The organism is Fulvivirga lutimaris (genome assembly GCF_009711525.1).
GTDB lineage: Bacteria > Bacteroidota > Bacteroidia > Cytophagales > Cyclobacteriaceae > Fulvivirga > Fulvivirga lutimaris.
Genome location: NZ_SMLV01000379.1, coordinates 1 through 14,169 on the forward strand (window position 1 = coordinate 1; position 14,169 = coordinate 14,169).

Annotated in this window: 18 protein-coding genes; 12 read left to right on the top strand and 6 right to left on the bottom strand. The window is 38.0% G+C overall.

The features are described 5' to 3' along the window. Positions 1–551: saccharopine dehydrogenase C-terminal domain-containing protein (locus E1140_RS11190; protein WP_281350407.1), on the top strand; the 551-nt coding region annotated here is incomplete at its 5' end. Here the strand turns inward: E1140_RS11190 and E1140_RS11195 are convergent. Next, positions 546–1,052: a hypothetical protein gene (locus tag E1140_RS11195; RefSeq protein WP_155183299.1), complete on the bottom strand. Its 507-nt coding sequence runs from the start codon at positions 1,050–1,052 to the stop codon at positions 546–548. The genes E1140_RS11190 and E1140_RS11195 overlap by 6 nt on opposite strands. A gap of 90 nt (positions 1,053–1,142) precedes the next feature. Here E1140_RS11195 and E1140_RS11200 point away from each other — a divergent pair, with 90 nt between their 5' ends. From E1140_RS11200 to E1140_RS11220, 5 genes are read left to right on the top strand one after another with little or no spacing between them, the layout of a single operon-like run. After that, the gene (locus tag E1140_RS11200; RefSeq protein ID WP_155183302.1) at positions 1,143–1,604 is read left to right on the top strand and encodes a Spy/CpxP family protein refolding chaperone; all 462 of its coding nucleotides are present in this window, start codon (positions 1,143–1,145) and stop codon (positions 1,602–1,604) included. 7 nt (positions 1,605–1,611) lie between these two features. After that, a complete protein-coding gene (locus E1140_RS11205) occupies positions 1,612–2,205 on the top strand; it encodes an RNA polymerase sigma factor (protein ID WP_155183368.1) in 594 nt (197 codons plus the stop codon). Positions 2,206–2,245: 40 nt separating this feature from the next. Continuing rightward, a complete protein-coding gene (locus tag E1140_RS11210) occupies positions 2,246–2,548 on the top strand; it encodes a hypothetical protein (RefSeq protein WP_155183305.1) in 303 nt (100 codons plus the stop codon). Between the two features lie 2 nt (positions 2,549–2,550). Further along, on the top strand, positions 2,551–2,994 hold the full coding sequence (locus E1140_RS11215) for a periplasmic heavy metal sensor (RefSeq protein ID WP_155183308.1): 444 nt from the start codon (positions 2,551–2,553) through the stop codon (positions 2,992–2,994). A gap of 55 nt (positions 2,995–3,049) precedes the next feature. Further along, positions 3,050–3,526, top strand: a complete 477-nt coding sequence (locus E1140_RS11220) for a DUF456 domain-containing protein (RefSeq protein WP_155183311.1) — start codon at positions 3,050–3,052, stop codon at positions 3,524–3,526. 5 nt (positions 3,527–3,531) lie between these two features. Here the strand turns inward: E1140_RS11220 and rnhA are convergent, their stop codons facing one another. The 4 genes from rnhA to aroQ are packed head-to-tail and all read right to left on the bottom strand — an operon-like array spanning position 3,532 to position 6,092. Then, on the bottom strand, positions 3,532–3,990 hold the full coding sequence (gene rnhA / locus E1140_RS11225; protein WP_155183314.1) for a ribonuclease HI: 459 nt from the start codon (positions 3,988–3,990) through the stop codon (positions 3,532–3,534). Next, on the bottom strand, positions 3,990–4,559 hold the full coding sequence (locus tag E1140_RS11230; protein ID WP_155183317.1) for a MarC family protein: 570 nt from the start codon (positions 4,557–4,559) through the stop codon (positions 3,990–3,992). The genes rnhA and E1140_RS11230 overlap by 1 nt, the downstream gene beginning before the upstream one ends. Positions 4,560–4,611: 52 nt before the next feature. Beyond that, entirely contained in the window at positions 4,612–5,664 is a 1,053-nt protein-coding gene (locus tag E1140_RS11235; RefSeq protein ID WP_155183320.1) for an aminotransferase class V-fold PLP-dependent enzyme, read from the bottom strand. After that, positions 5,661–6,092, bottom strand: coding sequence for a type II 3-dehydroquinate dehydratase (aroQ, locus tag E1140_RS11240; protein WP_155183324.1), 432 nt, complete (start codon positions 6,090–6,092; stop codon positions 5,661–5,663). Before aroQ ends, E1140_RS11235 begins: the two co-directional genes overlap by 4 nt. 104 nt (positions 6,093–6,196) lie before the next feature. Between aroQ and xerD the strand changes: the two genes are divergently transcribed. The 5 genes from xerD to E1140_RS11265 all read left to right on the top strand — a co-directional run bounded on the left by xerD (position 6,197) and on the right by E1140_RS11265 (position 12,280). Continuing rightward, complete coding sequence (gene xerD, locus E1140_RS11245; RefSeq protein ID WP_155183328.1) at positions 6,197–7,096, top strand: site-specific tyrosine recombinase XerD; 900 nt, start codon at positions 6,197–6,199, stop codon at positions 7,094–7,096. Between the two features lie 66 nt (positions 7,097–7,162). Beyond that, complete coding sequence (locus E1140_RS11250; protein WP_185153537.1) at positions 7,163–8,200, top strand: quinone-dependent dihydroorotate dehydrogenase; 1,038 nt, start codon at positions 7,163–7,165, stop codon at positions 8,198–8,200. Between the two features lie 56 nt (positions 8,201–8,256). Next, positions 8,257–10,731 carry an FtsK/SpoIIIE family DNA translocase gene (locus tag E1140_RS11255; RefSeq protein WP_155183331.1) on the top strand — a complete coding sequence of 825 codons (2,475 nt, stop codon included), beginning with the start codon at positions 8,257–8,259 and terminating at the stop codon, positions 10,729–10,731. A 43-nt stretch (positions 10,732–10,774) separates the two neighbouring features. Continuing rightward, entirely contained in the window at positions 10,775–11,416 is a 642-nt protein-coding gene (gene lolA1, locus E1140_RS11260) for an outer membrane lipoprotein periplasmic chaperone LolA1 (protein WP_246202834.1), read from the top strand. A gap of 477 nt (positions 11,417–11,893) precedes the next feature. Then, positions 11,894–12,280, top strand: coding sequence for a hypothetical protein (locus E1140_RS11265; protein ID WP_155183334.1), 387 nt, complete (start codon positions 11,894–11,896; stop codon positions 12,278–12,280). A gap of 204 nt (positions 12,281–12,484) precedes the next feature. On the opposite strand, the gene E1140_RS11270 is transcribed toward E1140_RS11265, so the two are convergent. Further along, a complete protein-coding gene (locus tag E1140_RS11270) occupies positions 12,485–13,387 on the bottom strand; it encodes a diacylglycerol/lipid kinase family protein (protein ID WP_155183337.1) in 903 nt (300 codons plus the stop codon). Here E1140_RS11270 and E1140_RS11275 point away from each other — a divergent pair. Beyond that, positions 13,373–14,169: phosphatase domain-containing protein (locus tag E1140_RS11275; protein ID WP_221412682.1), on the top strand; the 797-nt coding region annotated here is incomplete at its 3' end. The two genes, E1140_RS11270 and E1140_RS11275, sit on opposite strands and share 15 nt — an antisense overlap.

Consider the following 14,169-nt stretch of genomic DNA (forward strand, 5'->3'; position numbering starts at 1 on the left):
TTCAGCTAGGAGCTACAGATGACACCTATGAATTAGAAGGGGTAGATAAAATGACTCACAGAGAGTTTATCAATTCTTTCCTTTCTTATAATCCTCACGATTCAATTGAGCTAAAGCTAGCCCATTATCTTGGGCTTGATCTAGAGGGGCCGGAAATGCATAGAATGCGATGGGTAGGTATGTTTGATGATGAGTTGGTAGGACTAGATAAAGGAACACCTGCTCAGATTTTAGAGCATATTTTGAAGAAAAAGTGGACGCTTGACCCTGAAGATAAAGATATGATTGTGATGTGGCACAAGTTTGAATATCTTGAAAATGGTCAGAAAAGAGAGATTCACAGTACACTGGTAGCTACTGGCGATGACGCTGTAAATACTGCTATGTCAAAAACCGTTGGACTACCTATAGGTATAGCGGCTAAGCTTTTACTGAAAGGAGAGATCAAAGAGACTGGGGTTCATATACCTATCAAAAAGGAAATTTATACACCTATTCTTAATGAGCTTGATACTCTGGGTTTTGAAATGAGCGAAAAGCAGGTGCTATAGTTTTTTAAGAATTTTATTGGCTCGGCTTTTAAATCCGGCAGAACCATAAGGGAGTTGATCTTCAATTAGGATTTTTAACTCGGTCTTTAATTCAGGCACTTTTTTGCAGATATTGGCCAGAAGCGTCATAGCAAAAACTTTGACTGCTATTGGCTCTTTGGATGATTCCATAATTTTAAAGCAGATGTCAGCGGCCTCCCCAATTATGCTGTCTGGCATTTCTTTTTCCTGTAAAACCCTCAGTGTATTTCTCTGCACAGCTACTGTAATATCATTTTTCAGGTTTAGAATCATAGGTTCTATATAAGGTTCTATTAATTCCGGATGTTTATCTGCGCAATGACTGACCACCCAGGCTGCCCTTTGAGTCACCCTGTACTTTGTATCGAAAAACAACCTCATTAGCTCATCAAACCTATTTTTATTACTGCCAATGTAGTTTGATATTTTAAGAGCCTGAGGTTTTGAGTGCTCAAATAACAGTTCCTTTTTAATATCCATAGGTAAATTTCTGTTGCAGCCCGCAAGTTTTGTTCAGCGGATGACATCTAAGATGCAAGGTTATTTTTAAACACTCAAAATTTTATAATTATGAAAAAGTCAATTTTTAGATCAGCATTGCTAGCGATTATGATTGCCGGTGCAAGTGTAGTTGCGAATGGTCAGCATCATAAAAGGGCTCATGATAGCGATTATTCATCAAGGAAAGAATTTAGGAAGATGGATAAGGATGGGCACAGAGGTTTGCCTGACATGACAGAGGAGCAAAAGGAGAAGATTAAGGGTTTGAAAATCTCTCATTTGAAAGTCATTACCTCTGTTGAAAATGAGCTTCAAGAGAAAAAAGCAAGGCTCAATACGTTGAGTTCAGCTGAGAAGGTAGACAAAAAAACCATCGAGAAAACGGTTAAGGAGATTGGAGAGCTAAAAACCAAGTTGATGTTAGCAAGAGAGTTTCATAAGCAAGATGTAAGGGCTATATTGACAGAGGAACAGCGTGTTGTTTTTGATAGAATGGGTAACCATAAAAAAGGAAAGCGACACGGCAGATAAAACAATTTTGTCAGAAAATACGAGCTTTTTTGATACTCAGGAGGCTATACTTCAGCTTAAAGCTGGAGATGAGGCTACATTTAAAGACCTTGTTTTGAAATTTCAAAACAAGGTCTTTAATGTTTGTGTGGGTATGCTTAAAAACTCGGAGGAAGCGGAGGATCTGGCGCAGGAAGTATTTGTTGAGATTTTCAGAAATATTGACCAATTCAATGCAGAGGCTAAGCTTAGTACCTGGATCTATAGAATTGCGGTTAACAAATCTTTAGAACATATTAGATACAATAAGCGTCAAAAAAGGTTTGCCTGGTTGACATCCTTGTTTGGTGCTGATGAGGATTTGGCTCGCAATTATTCAGATTTTTACCATCCGGGAGTGGCACTGGAAAATAAGGAGAGGGCCAAAGTATTGCATGATGCAATTGATAAGCTGGCCGAGAATCAAAAAGCGGCTTTTGTAATGCACAAAATGGAAGGTCTTAGTTATCAGGAGATAGCGGAAATTATGCAGCTTAGCTTATCGTCAGTAGAGTCTCTGATGCATAGAGCGAAGAAACGATTACGCGAATTGCTCAATGATTTTTATAAAAATGATAGTTGAGCACAAGTTTTTTTAAATATTGACATCAAATGTTTAGGCAATGAAAAATGAGATAAACGATAAGGTAGAAAAAACACTGGCAGCTTTCGATAATATGGAGCGTGCTGAGGTTAAGCCATTCTTCTATACCCGACTGCAAGGCAGATTGCAGTCAGATGACAAATCAATGGCCATACAACGGAAATTTGTGTGGGCTACTGTGGTTGTTATTCTAATTTTGAATTCTTTATTTTATGCCTTTTATGAACCTGCAGAAGATATAAATACTGATGATGTTATTGTTCAGATGTATGATGAATATAATATCGAGCAGATTGATTTACTAGAAGATGTTGGGGAGTAGAGATGAAAAATAATAAAGCACTTATAGGCGTAATCATTGTTCTGGTAATTCTTAATGGAATCTCATTATCATTCATTTGGAATGAAAATGATCATCACGATCGTCATCGACCACCAAAGGTTGAAAGATACTTAGGAAAGCGACTTCATTTGAATGAAGAACAAGTGACATTCTTCAAAAAATCAAGAAGAGAACATTTTGAAAGAAAGGGAGATTTAATGGCTGAAATTGCTGGTTTGCGTACGCAATTAGCGCAGCAATTAGAAAAGGAGGCCTCTGATTCCCTGCTTAATTTAATAGCTTCAAACTATAAAGAGCTCGAAATGCTTAATCATGAACATTTCAGAAGGCTACGCTCCATTTGTGATGATGAACAGAAGCTTGCTTTTGATAGCCTACTTTTCGATCTGGCCAAAAAAGGAGAGCTCAGAGGAAGAACTCATTAAACATTTTGGATATTGAAGAAATGATAAGCTACTTTATCGCTTATTATTTTTATCAATGGATATATTCTTAATCATTGTCGGAGGCCTGCTGATGATAGTAGGATTTTTTGGGTGTTTTCTCCCCATAATTCCCGGTCCGCCAATTAGCTATTTAGGTTTAATAGTGCTTCACTACACTTCTGATGTTAATTTTTCGAGTAATTTCTTAATTACCTGGGGTATTATAACTGCCGTTGTTTTTGGGTTAGATTATGTCATACCATCTTATGGAACAAAGAAATATGGCGGCACCAGAGCTGGAGTTATTGGCTCCATGATAGGCGTTGTTTTTGGTTTATTTCTTTTTCCACCCATTGGAATAATCATTGGGCCGATGATTGGAGCTTTTATAGGCGAGCTATTTACCGGAAGAAATTCTAAAGAGGCCCTAAGAGCAGCCTGGGGATCATTTATTGGTTTTTTGCTAGGCACATTACTGAAAATGGTAGCAAGTGTAATGATGATCTATTACTTTGTTGAGGCCCTGATTTAAGAAGCTTAACTTTCGTAGCCTACATCAGCAGGTAAATTACCACCTTCTGCTGCTTCTACGGCCAATTGATCGCAGCGCTCGTTTTCTTTTAAACCAGCATGGCCTTTTACCCACACAAATTTTACCCTATGCTTTTTGTATAAAGGAATAAAGGCCTTCCAAAGATCAACATTGGCCTTGTCTTTAAAATTCTTCTTCTCCCAATTCCAAAGCCAGCCTTTTTCAACAGCATCCACCACATATTTACTGTCAGAATAGATAGTTACTGGAGCACCAGATTTCTTTATGGTTTCCAATCCTTTGATTACGGCCAACAACTCCATTCTATTATTGGTAGTGTTTCTAAAACCTTCTGAAAGTTCTTTTCGGTAAGGTTTGTCGTTAACTTTTGCCAACATTACCACGCCATATCCCCCCGGTCCGGGGTTTCCTTTTGCTGCTCCGTCCGTGTAGATTGTAATCATTAAATCAGGCCGATATTATCTTTAAATATTTTTACTGCTATTGCTAAAAGAATAATTCCGAAAACACGTCTCAGAATGCTGAATCCAGAATCACCAAGTTTTCTTTCCAGCCATGAGGTGGATTTTAACACCAAATAAACGAATGCCAAATTAATAACGATCCCAATTAAAATATTTGGGGTAGTGTATACAGCTCTTATAGATAAGATGGTGGTTAGCGTTCCTGCGCCTGCAATTAAAGGGAATGCCAAAGGCACAATAGATCCAGCCTTGCTTTCACCATCAGACCTAAATAGCGTAACACCAAGAATCATTTCCATGGCTATGATAAACATAACAATAGCACCGGCAACCGCAAACGAGCCAATATCAAGGCCAAATAATTGCAATATACTTTGACCGAGGAAAAGGAAGACTATCATTAAAACTCCAGAAATGAGTGTAGCTCTTCCAGAATGTATCTTTCCTTGCTTTTTTCTAAGGTCAATCACAATAGGAATGGACCCTAATATGTCAATTACAGAGAATAGAATCAGTGTAACTGAAAAAACGTCTTTTAGTATAAACATTTTGCAAAGCTATAATAAATGGGACTTTAAAAAGCCCAATATACAAAACAAATTAGTTGATTGATTTGTCGAGAAATTCGATCAGTGCTTGCACCTCTTTATTTTTTATGGCAGGGAAATTTGCGATTCGGAAAGTGCCGTTTTTATACTCTCCATAGCCATTGCCTAAAATAATACCTTCTTCCCTTGCCTCTTCTTTCAGTTTGGTGATCATCTCAGGATTTCCTTGCAACACTAAAACCGTTTCAGACCTAACTTTTGGATTTGCAATGAGCGGTTTTAATTCAACTCTAGAATCGAAAAACTCTAGATATGCCTTCATCCTTTCTTGCAGAGTTTGGGAGATTTTCGCAACATTTTTAGTGCTTGATAGCACCTTGTTTAGCAGATAGAGGTTGAGCACATTAGGTGTATGTGTAGTTTGAGATTTGGAAGCATTATCAACAATATTATTTAAGCTATTATAATACTTGTTAGACTCATTTCTTCTTGATAAAGCTTTAGGCGAACAAATCATTACTGACATGCCTGCAGGCAGCCCAAAGCATTTTTGTACAGAGGCATACCAAATATCCGCATTTTCAATATTGAGCTTTGCTCCACCAAGTGATGATGTGGCATCTACCGCAATGATATGATCAGTATATTCCTTCCTGATTTTTGCTATCCTTTTGTTCGAAATGCAAGTGCCATTGGAAGTTTCATTCTGTGTAAGGCAGATCAAGCCATCTTTACCTGAAAGATCCAGCTCTGAAATGTTGAGCACCTTGTTCATATCATAATGGTACCCAATAGTCAGTGGTTTGATCTTTTTGGTATTCTCAAACCATTTTTTACCAAATGCTCCATTATAAAAATGATAGCTCAGCCCATCATATGACTGGGCAATAACCTGCCAGCACTCAGTAGCAGAAGAGAGGTAGAGGATTTGATAGTCATCAGGCACATTGAGTTTTTTCTTGACCAATTGATTGGTATGCTCTAACAGAGACATAAACTCAGGGCTCCTGTGGTTAATGCTTAGGATACCTTCATCAAATGCTTCTTTTACATATTTAGGCACCTTGTCATAGACACGTGACGGACCAGGATAGAATGTGATCATTTAGACTCCTTCCTATTAATCAAATAGGTGATAGCCAATAAATAGCCCTCAAGACCTAAACCGGAAATCATGCCTATACACTCTTTGCTGATGATGCTTTTGTGACGAAACTCTTCTCTTTTATAGATATTAGAAATATGAATCTCAACAACGTCTGTTTTGATAGCCGCTATAGCATCCGAAATAGCCACTGAAGTGTGTGTGTATCCGCCAGCATTAAGGATTATACCATCATAACTGAAGCCTGCTTCATGCAGTTTGTTGATAATCTCGCCTTCAACATTACTTTGATAATACTCAAGATCAATTTCGTTGAAATTGCTTTTAATGGTTTCAAAAAATGATTGAAAACTTTTATCACCATAGATATCAGGCTCGCGTGTGCCTAACAGGTTTAAATTGGGGCCGTTTATTATTAGTATTTTCATATAAATGCTACTGGGGTAAATCTACAATTTTATATCATCAAGAGGTGATTAATTATTAATTTTCATTAGCTCATTGTTGGTGAAATCAGCTAATTTCAAACTTTATGAGTTGGACCTTCCAGATAACACAATTCAAAAATTACCTGAAGCTTGAGCGCTCATTGTCTGACAATTCTGTTCAGGCATACATAAGAGACATTGAGAAGCTAAGTCAGTTTTTTGAGCTTAAAAACCTTGAAATTGAGCCTGTTGATGTAACCAGTCATAACCTTCAGGACTTTATTCAATATGTAAATGAGTTGGGATTAGCTCCACACTCACAAGCGCGCATTTTAAGTGGCGTTAAGGCTTTTTACAAGTATCTGGCATTTGAGGATTTGATAGAAAATGATCCTACCCAGCTGATTGAAGGTCCTAAGCTAGGAAGGAAATTACCTGACACATTGGATTTTAATGAGATTGTAAGCCTTTTAGAAGCCATTGATCATTCTTCACCAGAAGGCCAAAGAAACAGGGCGATGCTGGAAGTACTTTACAGCTCGGGACTAAGAGTCTCCGAACTCATAGATTTGAGATTGACTAATATTATGGAAGATATTGGTTTTTTGAGAGTTGTTGGAAAGGGAGATAAGGAGCGGCTGGTGCCAATAGGTAAAGATGCTCTGAAGTATTTCAATATCTATAAAAATGAGGTAAGGGTGCATGTAAATATTCAACCTGGGTTTGAGAACTATGCATTTTTGAACCGAAGAGGCAAGAAACTTACCAGGGTCATGGTTTTTACCATTATTAAAAACCTGGCTATTTCCATTGGTATGAAGAAAAATATAAGCCCTCATACTTTTAGACATTCTTTTGCTACCCATTTGATTGAAGGAGGTGCAGATTTAAGAGCTGTGCAGGAAATGCTCGGCCATGAGTCCATCACCACCACAGAAATTTACACTCACCTTGACAGGGACTACCTTCGACAGGTTATTCAGGATTTTCATCCAAGAAGCTGACATTTCAGTTTTGCTTAATATTAATTCGGTTATCTTTGTGCGCTGAAAAATTAACAGACCTACGCAGTGTATAAACTTCTTATCCGACCCATTTTTTTTCTGTTTGATCCTGAAAAGATTCATCATTTCACATTCAATATGTTGAGCTTTTTGGGAAAGGTGCCTGGCATAAAGGCTATTTGGAAAGGACTATATACTACAAAGGATTCAGCGCTTAAAAGAACTTTTTTTGGCATTGATTTCCCTAATCCAGTTGGCCTGGCCGCAGGTTTTGATAAAGATGCTAAACTAATAGATGAGCTGGGTTGCTTTGGCTTTGGCTTCGTGGAGATAGGTACATTAACACCAAAAGGCCAGCCCGGTAATGACAAACCAAGATTATTCAGATTGCCTGAAGATAGGGCGCTTATTAACAGGATGGGTTTCAACAATGGAGGTGCGATTGACGCTGTTAAAAGATTGAAAAGCAGAAAGTCTAAAGTTATTGTTGGTGGCAACATTGGTAAAAACAAAGTGACCCCTAATGAGGAGGCTTTTAAGGATTATGAGATTGCCTTTGAAGCACTTTATGATCATGTTGACTATTTTGTGGTTAACGTAAGCTCACCCAATACCCCAAACTTGAGAGCACTGCAAGACAAGAAACCTTTGGCTGAGATTATTCAAAAGCTTCAGGTGATCAATAAAACGAAGCCGACTCAAAAACCTATTTTATTAAAGATTGCTCCAGACTTAACGGATGGACAATTGAATGATATAGTGGAGTTGGTAAACGATGTTAAGCTTGATGGACTGATCGCAACAAATACCACCATATCAAGGGAGGGTTTAACTACCGATTCGAAAAAAGTAGAGGCCATAGGTATGGGTGGGCTAAGCGGCAAACCAGTGAAAGACAGAAGTAATGAAGTGCTGTCATATTTAAGAAAAGCCCTGGGCACTGATTATCCGATTATTGGCGTTGGGGGTATTATGAGTCCGGAGGATGCTATAGAAAAACTGAATGCCGGGGCTTCATTAATTCAAATCTATACAGGCTTTATTTATGAAGGTCCTGGGTTTGTAAAACGGATAAATAGCAAGATTGCAGCTACAATGGCTTAGCTCATTATTTCTCCATGACATTTCATTATATTAACTAGCTTTGTATTTTTGACAGAATGGCCAAAAACACCTATAAATCAAATACTTTTAAGGAATCGAGCAAAGAGAAGGGGAGTAAATTCAAAATGAATTTATCACTGGGGTTTTTGAAGGATAAAAGATTTCAGCTCACCATTGGCTTTTTTCTAATCATCAGTGCGCTTTACATTTTTGTAGCGCTCATTTCTTATCTGTTTACTGGTAAGGCTGATCAAAGTGTTGTAGAAGCGATTAATGAAACAGGTGTTATCCAGTCTGGCAGAGAAGCTGAAAACTGGCTGGGCTTATATGGAGCTTTTGTTTCTCACTATTTTATTTTCAGATGGTTTGGGCTAGCGTCATTTTTCACACCGCCATTATTATTTCTTTTAGGTTATAAAATCGTCTTCAAAAAGGAGATCATTTCAGTAAGTGCTACAGTTACTTTTTGTTTGTTTTTCACATTATGGCTGAGCATCCTGTTAGGCTATACAGTTTATAATTCTGAGGGAGTTTCTGAGTGGGGCTTCTTAAGTGGAGGAGTTGGCTATCAGCTTTCCATCATTCTAGAAGGACTCATTGGCTGGGGAACATTGTTATTGCTCATTTTCTCATTTCTGGTATTTGTAATCTATTTCTTCAATGTCACTACTATGATTGGCCTACAGGGCAAGGTGAAAGAAGGAGTTGATGAGGTAGAAAAGGTAGTTACAGAAGTTAAGGCCGATGCATTTGAAGATGATGCAGACCTTTTAGAAGAAGAAGACGATGATCCATTGGATGATAGTGAAAGCTGGGAAGTAAAGAATACAGAGGAGAAGGTTGTTGAAAAACCACAACCTGTTGAGGTGAAAAAGGAAGAGCCTCCGGTAAAGAAAGAGCCAGTTAAAAGTATTGAGTTTGAAGTAACTGACAACGCTCCTAAACCTAGACCCAAAGTAGAAGAGCCTGATTTTGTGGTTGAGGAGGAAGTAGTTGAAGAGACTGTTGCCGACACACAAGAAAATTACGACCCTACTTTAGATTTAGGCTCTTATAAATATCCAACGCTCGATTTACTAGATGCACATGATACTAGTAAGGTGCAGGTGACAAAAGAAGAACTCGAGGTTAATAAAGACAAGATTCTTGAGACGCTGGTCAACTTCAAAATTGGTATTAACAGCATTAAAGCCACCATTGGACCAACAGTTACGCTTTATGAAATTGTGCCAGAAGCAGGAGTTAAGATTTCCAAGATCAAAAATCTTGAAGATGATATTGCACTAAGTTTGGCGGCCTTAGGTATCAGGATCATTGCTCCAATACCTGGTAAAGGTACTATTGGTATTGAGGTACCAAATAAAAACCCAGAGATGGTAGGCATCCGCTCTGTGCTTTCTACAGAGAAGTTCATGAAGAGTGATAAGGAATTGCCTGTTGCTTTGGGTAAGACCATTTCTAACGAAGTGCATGTTATTGACCTTGCTAAAATGCCGCACCTTTTGATGGCTGGTGCTACAGGTCAGGGTAAGTCCGTTGGATTAAATGTGCTTCTGACATCATTGCTCTACAAAAAGCACCCATCACAATTAAAGTTTGTGCTTGTTGACCCTAAAAAGGTAGAGTTAACGCTATTTAATAAAATAGAAAGACACTTTTTGGCCAAACTTCCTGATGGCGAGGAGGCCATTATTACTGATACAAAAAAGGTAATCAATACATTAAATTCTTTATGTATTGAGATGGATAATCGCTATGACTTATTAAAGGAGGCGGGTTCGAGAAACCTTAAGGAATATAACGCCAAGTTTGTTAAGCGCAGACTTAACCCTGAAAAGGGACACAGGTTCTTACCATACATTGTATTGGTGATTGATGAGCTGGCAGATTTGATGATGACAGCTGGTAAAGAGGTGGAAACTCCGATTGCACGTTTAGCGCAATTGGCCAGAGCCATTGGTATTCACCTTGTGGTGGCAACGCAGCGTCCATCTGTTAATGTTATTACAGGTATTATCAAGGCTAACTTCCCGGCAAGGTTGTCTTTTAGGGTTACTTCTAAAATTGACTCGCGTACTATCCTTGATACAGGTGGTGCAGATCAGCTGATAGGTATGGGAGATATGCTGCTTTCACAGGGTTCTGATTTGATAAGGATCCAGTGTGCTTTTGTAGATACTCCGGAAGTTGAGCGAATTTGTGATTATATTGGTGAACAAAGAGGATATGAATCTGCTTATATGCTACCAGAATTTACCGGAGATGCCGATAGTTCTTCTGTTGGTGAAGTTGATTTATCAGATAGAGATGCTTTGTTTGATGATGCTGCCAGACTAATAGTTATGCATCAGCAGGGAAGTACATCGTTGATACAAAGAAAATTAAAGCTTGGATACAACAGAGCTGGCAGGCTTATTGATCAGTTAGAGGCAGCGGGTATTGTTGGAGCTTTTGAAGGAAGCAAGGCCAGAGAGGTACTTATTCCTGATGAATATAGTTTGGAACAATTATTGAATGAGCTGAATTCGTAAAAGAATTAAGAATAAATAAAGTTTACAATCAGAAAGAATTGCAATGAAAAAGATTTTAATGATGATGTTGATGAGTGCAGTGGGAATTTCGACATATGCACAGTATGATCCTAATGCACTTAAGGTGCTGGATGCTATGAGTGCGAAATACAAAAAGATCCCAGCGTATAGTGCGAACGTAACATCAAGCCTGATCAATGAGACTGATGGCATCAATGAAAATTTCAGCGGTAAGATTGCTGTAAAAGGCGAAAAGTACAAGTTGGAGATGGAGGAGCAGGTTGTTATAAATAATGGAACAACGGTATGGACCTACCTTCCAGATGTTAACGAAGTTAATATTGATACCTACAGTCCTGAAGATGATGAGATATCACCTTCAAAAATTTATGATGCTTACAAAAAAGGATATAAGTATGTGTTGATAGGAGAAGAAAATAATGGTGGAGCACTTTGCTCTGTTGTTGACCTTATCCCTAATGATAAAGATGCTCAGTTCTTCAAGATCAAGTTGTTTATTGCCAAAAGTGACAACAGCCTTAAAAGCTGGACCATGTTTGACAAGTCAGGTAACAAATACAATTACACGATAAAAAACTTCAAAGCTAATCCAAATGCTTCAGATGCAGACTTCGCATTCGATGCTTCTAAATATCCAGGAGTTGAGATTATCGATTTGAGATAGGTTTGATGATAAAGATATTAGAGAAGGCCACTAATCAGTGGCCTTTTTTTATTTTTAGGAAGGCTCTGATTTGTGAAGACATAAAACACAAGGGGCGTATTAAAAGGGTGAAATGAATGTTACGTGACTATATAGCATAAATAATATTGAAGATGGAGGAACAATTACCAACACCACTATCGGAATTGATTATCTTGAACCTATTTCTTGGCTCTGTGAGCTATCTCATTGTAATAGTCTTTATTTTTCTGATTTCTAGAGCCAATACTTTCAGTTGGGTCAACTTTATGATTATTTCAACTCTAACGATTACACTTGGGTTGATTGGTTCCTTCTTGATATGGAGCTTCTGGTCGTATTCATTTGACATTATGATTGGGCCCATTCATGCCCCAACATTTTTAAGTTTACTCGTTATAACCCCGGTGCTTTTGAAAGCATTTGGCTACCAACTAAGAATAACGAAACCAGATGCAAATGAATAAATATACTGTTTGGTTAATCGTGATTTTTGGCTCTTTATTAGTATGGATTACTTTAGAATATATTGGCCATCTACAGGCGTACGAGCAAAAGAATCTTATTACTGCCCAAATAGCTATTAAAAGTTGTGGAGCGAGACGTGGAAGTAAAATAACTGTGAGCGGGAATGGTAAAGAGGGATCGCTGGAAATAACAAGGGAAGTTTGTAACGATCTAGAAGTGGGGCAACAAATTTCTATTCTGCCATCTAAAAATTCCGGAAATTATTACTGGAATGATAAACCAAGTAAAAGGTTTTTATGGCTTTATCCAGTTTTTACTCTGATGGTGATATTTATGATTTACAGAAATAAAAGAACAAATAAGAAGGCGCAGGTATAGTGAAGAGCCCCAACTAGCGCAAGTATATAAAAAACTGGTTCAAGTGTCTCACTTGGACCTTTTTGTTTCTTAGGGCCATTTGGTGTAGAGGCACAAGCGGATGCTTGCGCCAGTCATAGGTCTTGCTTTTAGAGTTATGACCTGTGTCGAGCTATTCCAGTCAATAGAAATGTAGCTTGAAAATGCAAACTAATACTAAGGCCTCTATATTGTTTTTGCTACATCTTGCGGTAGTATAACTTTAATTGACCTATGATGTATAGAAACTCTCAACTGATTAAACTCGCCTATAACTTCACCATCAACTTGTAGAAGTTGCTTTTGCTCTGTTCTGATAATTGCACTTTTTGTTCGATAGATATCCACGAACGGTGAATTCTTGATATTGCCAAAAAAGGATTCGAAGGTTAGCTCTGGTAGGTCTAGTGCGGGTATTGGTTTAAATACAATCACTTCGAAATTCCCGTCTTGCAATGAGCTTTCAGGGTTAATGACCGCACCAGTACCATAGCTGGATGCATTGGCAAGTACTATCATCTCAGCTTCTTTTGTAACAGTTTTATCGTCTAGTGTAATTTTGAAATTTATAGTCTCACGATCCGAAAGCATTGAAAAAAAGGCTTTGGCATAAGCCATCATGCCCCGTTCTTCCAGATTCTCAAATTCCTGGATCATTTTGGCATTAAAACCCAAATCACTTAAATGAAGGCAGATATTAGCATTGTTCACTTCTAAAATATCCAGTGCAATTGCCCGACCGGTTAAAATGATTTCCAGGCTATCAGAAATATCTTCAGGTATTTCAAGGTCATAGGCCAGACCATTGGCCGAACCTAAAGGTATTATTCCTAATGATGTTTGAGTATTCATCAGAATTTTAGCTATCATATTTACTGTACCATCACCCCCGCAAGCCACGACTGCATCAACAGGCTGTTCACTTAATATCATACTTATCGCATTATCATCATCAACCCCCGTAGTCTCATAAATGCTGTAAGCTCGTTTTTTTTGCGAACAAGCTTGATTTATGAGATGCTTCAAATTAGATTTATCTGAATCACCAGCCTTTGGGTTGATTACAAACAATACTTGCCTTTTGCTCATTATTACATTGAAAGAATTAATACCATCATAAAAAGACTAAAAATACAACTTGCCATAGCTTTTAAAAAAGCTCTTGGTATAATTTCACCTCCTGTAGTATTTCCATACTATGGATACGGCTGTCAGAAAAGGCTGTATGTAAAAGGGCAAGTGCTGGAAAACCGGCCTGAGTTTTTTTCTGATATTGATGACAAAAAAAGGAAAAATTTCAAAACGATGATCGCGCGGTATTTTAGCACGCCAATTCCTGATTGCAGCGTTGAAATTAGAATCAACAATATGAAGTATCAGGCAAAAAGCAATGATTTGGGATTTTTTAGCTTATGGATTGATCTCCCTGCCTCACTTCATAATGGTTGGCATCAGGCCGAGTATATCATATACAATGATCAATTAGAAGTGACGTGTAAAAAACATGGAGATTTTTTGATTGAAAATGGAGATGCTGGTTTCGGGGTCATTTCTGATATAGATGATACAATACTTATATCACATTCTACCCAACTACTCAGGAAGTTAGGATTGATTCTGACCAAAAACTCAAAGACAAGGTTGCCATTTGAAGGGGTATCGAATTTTTACAGACAGTTTGAAGCCAAAGGTCACCCTTTCTTCTATGTCAGCAGTAGTGAGTGGAATTTGTATGACTTTTTAATTGACTTTTTTGAAGTGAGAGGGCTGCCTAAAGGGCCATTCTTGCTGCAGGAATTTAAATCTGGCTTTAAAGAATTATTGTTTTCAGGAGGTGGGGATCATGAGCATAAACTGATAAAAATTAGGCG

What these genes read in the sequence shown, in the direction of transcription:
- E1140_RS11195 (WP_155183299.1), bottom strand. Translation starts at nt 1,052, where the DNA reads ATGGATATTAAAAAGGAACTGTTATTTGAGCACTCAAAACCTCAGGCT.
- E1140_RS11200 (WP_155183302.1), top strand. Translation starts at nt 1,143, where the DNA reads ATGAAAAAGTCAATTTTTAGATCAGCATTGCTAGCGATTATGATTGCC.
- E1140_RS11210 (WP_155183305.1), top strand. Translation starts at nt 2,246, where the DNA reads ATGAAAAATGAGATAAACGATAAGGTAGAAAAAACACTGGCAGCTTTC.
- E1140_RS11215 (WP_155183308.1), top strand. Translation starts at nt 2,551, where the DNA reads ATGAAAAATAATAAAGCACTTATAGGCGTAATCATTGTTCTGGTAATT.
- E1140_RS11220 (WP_155183311.1), top strand. Translation starts at nt 3,050, where the DNA reads ATGGATATATTCTTAATCATTGTCGGAGGCCTGCTGATGATAGTAGGA.
- rnhA (WP_155183314.1), bottom strand. Translation starts at nt 3,990, where the DNA reads ATGATTACAATCTACACGGACGGAGCAGCAAAAGGAAACCCCGGACCG.
- E1140_RS11230 (WP_155183317.1), bottom strand. Translation starts at nt 4,559, where the DNA reads ATGTTTATACTAAAAGACGTTTTTTCAGTTACACTGATTCTATTCTCT.
- E1140_RS11235 (WP_155183320.1), bottom strand. Translation starts at nt 5,664, where the DNA reads ATGATCACATTCTATCCTGGTCCGTCACGTGTCTATGACAAGGTGCCT.
- aroQ (WP_155183324.1), bottom strand. Translation starts at nt 6,092, where the DNA reads ATGAAAATACTAATAATAAACGGCCCCAATTTAAACCTGTTAGGCACA.
- xerD (WP_155183328.1), top strand. Translation starts at nt 6,197, where the DNA reads ATGAGTTGGACCTTCCAGATAACACAATTCAAAAATTACCTGAAGCTT.
- E1140_RS11255 (WP_155183331.1), top strand. Translation starts at nt 8,257, where the DNA reads ATGGCCAAAAACACCTATAAATCAAATACTTTTAAGGAATCGAGCAAA.
- lolA1 (WP_246202834.1), top strand. Translation starts at nt 10,775, where the DNA reads ATGAAAAAGATTTTAATGATGATGTTGATGAGTGCAGTGGGAATTTCG.
- E1140_RS11265 (WP_155183334.1), top strand. Translation starts at nt 11,894, where the DNA reads ATGAATAAATATACTGTTTGGTTAATCGTGATTTTTGGCTCTTTATTA.
- E1140_RS11270 (WP_155183337.1), bottom strand. Translation starts at nt 13,387, where the DNA reads ATGAGCAAAAGGCAAGTATTGTTTGTAATCAACCCAAAGGCTGGTGAT.